The sequence below is a fragment of the Mycobacterium sp. TH-M15 genome, assembly GCF_057473705.1.
The window spans coordinates 1-2829 of the sequence record NZ_JBYCLB010000371.1 but is presented as its reverse complement, the minus strand read 5'-3'; the positions used below and the strand labels follow the sequence as shown (position 1 = coordinate 2829).

General features: G+C 69.3%; 3 protein-coding genes. 1 reads left to right on the top strand and 2 read right to left on the bottom strand.

What is annotated here, in order from left to right; all coding sequences use genetic code 11:
- Nucleotides 1-30: 30 nt before the first annotated feature.
- Together AC2VNT_RS09115 and AC2VNT_RS09110 are read right to left on the bottom strand one after the other, a co-directional pair.
- A complete protein-coding gene (locus AC2VNT_RS09115; RefSeq protein WP_486946550.1) occupies nt 31-1149 on the bottom strand; it encodes an FHA domain-containing protein in 1119 nt (372 codons plus the stop codon).
- Nucleotides 1150-1387: 238 nt separating this feature from the next.
- Nucleotides 1388-1993, bottom strand: a complete 606-nt coding sequence (locus AC2VNT_RS09110; RefSeq protein ID WP_486946549.1) for a heme-binding beta-barrel domain-containing protein — start codon at nt 1991-1993, stop codon at nt 1388-1390.
- A gap of 119 nt (nt 1994-2112) precedes the next feature.
- Between AC2VNT_RS09110 and AC2VNT_RS09105 the strand changes: the two genes are divergently transcribed.
- Nucleotides 2113-2829 (top strand): DUF1906 domain-containing protein (locus AC2VNT_RS09105; protein ID WP_486946548.1); only part of this gene is annotated, 717 nt, incomplete at its 3' end.

Below are 2829 nucleotides of genomic sequence, written 5' to 3'. Positions count from 1 at the left end.
CCCGCCGCCCCCCCCCCCCCCCCACTCCCGTCAGCTAACCGAGAGCTGAGCGACCAGGTTCTTCAGCGTCTCCGCCGCCTCGGCCGGGATCGGGCTTTCGGCTTCGGCGGCGGCGATCACCTCCACCGACAGGCCGACGGCGTTGGCGGTCTCCTGCACGTTGAGGTCGGCGCGGTGCCGCACCTCGTAGAGTCGCTGCCCCAAGGTCGCCGACGGCGATTTCGCGGCCTCGAGCATCAACTCGCTGTACCGACGGCGCACGGTGCTCAGCGCCAGCACGATCGACGGGGTGCCGGTGGCGTGCTTCGCGGCGTTGGCCGCCAACGACTCCAGCCGCCGCAGGTCGGCCAGGACCGGGGTGGCCTTGACGCCGAAATCCGGATCGGCCGGTTCGGGCAGCTCGGCCGCGGCGGCCTCGATGGTGTGCATCGCCAACTCGACGGCCTCGGCCATCAGCGGTGCGTGAACGCTGTCGGTCATCACCTCGGTGGCCTCGTCGTCTCGCACGGGCGCGGCACCGCCGGTTTCGGTGCGCAGCCGCACGATGGTGCCGCGCGGCCAGTCCAGGATGTCTTCCAGCTTGGTCAGCGTCGACCGGCGCGGCCAGCTGCGACCCTTCTCGAACGAGATCAACGTGCCCGCGTTGATGATCTTGTCCCGAGCCAGGCTGCGCTGGGTGATGTCGAGTTCACGGCGCCGCGCGGCCACCGCGCGACCCGCTCGCAGGACCGACGGGTCCGACACCTCGTGCTCACCGGTGTCAACGGTGGACGCAGCCGCCTCGTCATCGAATGACACCGCGGCCGACGCGGCCCGGTCGGGTGGCGCGACCGGCTCGGCCGGGGTGAACTGCACCGCAACGCCGTCGACGTCGACCAGGTGGATGGTGGTCGGCGCGGTGATGAACGCCGAACTGCGCCGCACCCCGTCGACGTACATGCCGTTGGAGCTGGTGTCGATCGCCTGCCACCCGTCGGCGTACGGCTCCACCCGCAGGTGCCGGCGGGAGATCCGGTCGTCGCGGAGAATCCGGATGGTCGCCTGCGGCTCCCGCCCGATCACCACCGGCCCGCTCGCCGGATCAAGAGCGTATCGATCGGGCCCGACGGTCACCGTCAGCGTGGGCGCCGAACCGAACGGCTGCGTCATGATCACCGGCCCCTTCCGCCGCTACGGATTTGCTCGCGACACTCCCCCAGATGCTACAGGTGCATGCCCGTACCGAGCCTGATCCCGGCCGGAGGGCACCCCCGGAGAATCGCCGCAGCCCGCCGTTTACGCAGATCGTCGTCGCTGTGGCGGCGCTGATGCTGCGTCGGCCGGGTCAGCCCGACCACCGAGTGGAGCCGCTACGGTTACCGCGCCGGGATCGGGCCCGGTCATCTGCTCAGGCGTGCTCGGAACCCGGGTGGTAGCGCTTGACCCGGTGCAGGGTGTTGCGGTCGGTGTGGTTCATCTCCTTACCGCCCATGGCCGCCAGCTTCAGCACCAGCGTCTGCTCGTAACTGAACTTTCCGTCTCCCTCGAAGGTGAACGAGCCGGTGAAGTTGATCAACTCGGCATTCTCCGACAGGTACTCGTTCTGCAGGATGCCGTAGTTCGCCTCGCCCGGGGTGGCGGTGAACTCGATCTTCTTGGCACGCGGCTCGGCCTGGCCACCGGCCAGGATCGCGATCCCCCGGCCGAAGACCACAACCCGCATGACGATCCCGGTTGCCTTCTCCCACAGCAGATACCCGACCTCGTCGTGGAACGGGTCCATGTCCTCTTCGCCGTGTCGCCAGGCCGTCATCTGGTAAGTCAGCCCCTCCAGGCTCTGCTTACCGTTGACCGTTGTCGCGATCGGCTTGAACCATGCCTTCTCGAAGTAGCCGGTCTCGCCGGTCACGCCGTCCGCGTTGTGATAGGAGAAGTCGACGCCGACGTCGCCCTCCCACTCCCCGACCAGCGGGGTCAGCGGCCCGAGCCGCTGCGGTCCCTGCACTTCTGCCATGACAACGTCTCCTCACGATCGCGAGCGGGGATAGATCGAGATGTCCGCGATGCTAGCCGGTTCACCGGGGAGGCGCGCAGGTTCGGGTTCGCGTGCCGTGATGTTGTTAGCATCACCGGATGTGCGATTCGCCTGCCCGGAGCGGACGCGCCGCACCGCGATCACTCTCCCGGCGTGACCTGCTCAGATACGCCGGCGCCGGACCGGCGCTGTTGGGATTGGGGACGGCGGCGACGGTCGGTGCACCGCGGGCATCGGCGGCCGGCCAGCAGCTGATCGACTTCACCGAGAACATCGTCGCGCCGGAGTTGATCAAGGCGGCGGGCTACGCCGGCGCGCTGGTCTATGTGGCCGAGTCGCGGCCGGGCGCGAACTTCGACTTCAAGCCGGTCACTCGCGAGTACACCGACGCCCTGCGCGCGGCGGGGCTGCACGTCGCCAGCTGTTATCAGTACGGTAAACCGAACTGGCCGGACCCGTCGGACTTCACCCGCGGCTACGACGGCGGGGTGGCCGACGCCAAGACCGCGCTGCGGCTGCACGGCGCCGCCGGCGGCCCGGATACCGCGCCGATCTTCTTCAGCGTCGACGAAGGAATCGACCGCGACATCTGGAAAAGGGTTGGCCTGCAGTGGTTCCGCGGGCTCAACTCGGTGCTCGGCGCGGACCGCACCGGGGTCTATGGCAGCGACCGGGTCTGCGGGTGGGCCGCCGACGACGGGGTGATCGGGCACTCGACGACGGCCGGGCACCGCTGGGCCTGGCAGACGATCGGCTGGTCCGACGGTCGCCGCGATCCCCGGGCGGTGCTGCTCCAGGTCGTGGTGAACACCGTC

What these genes read in the sequence shown, in the direction of transcription:
- AC2VNT_RS09115 (WP_486946550.1), bottom strand. Translation starts at nt 1,149, where the DNA reads ATGACGCAGCCGTTCGGTTCGGCGCCCACGCTGACGGTGACCGTCGGG.
- AC2VNT_RS09110 (WP_486946549.1), bottom strand. Translation starts at nt 1,993, where the DNA reads ATGGCAGAAGTGCAGGGACCGCAGCGGCTCGGGCCGCTGACCCCGCTG.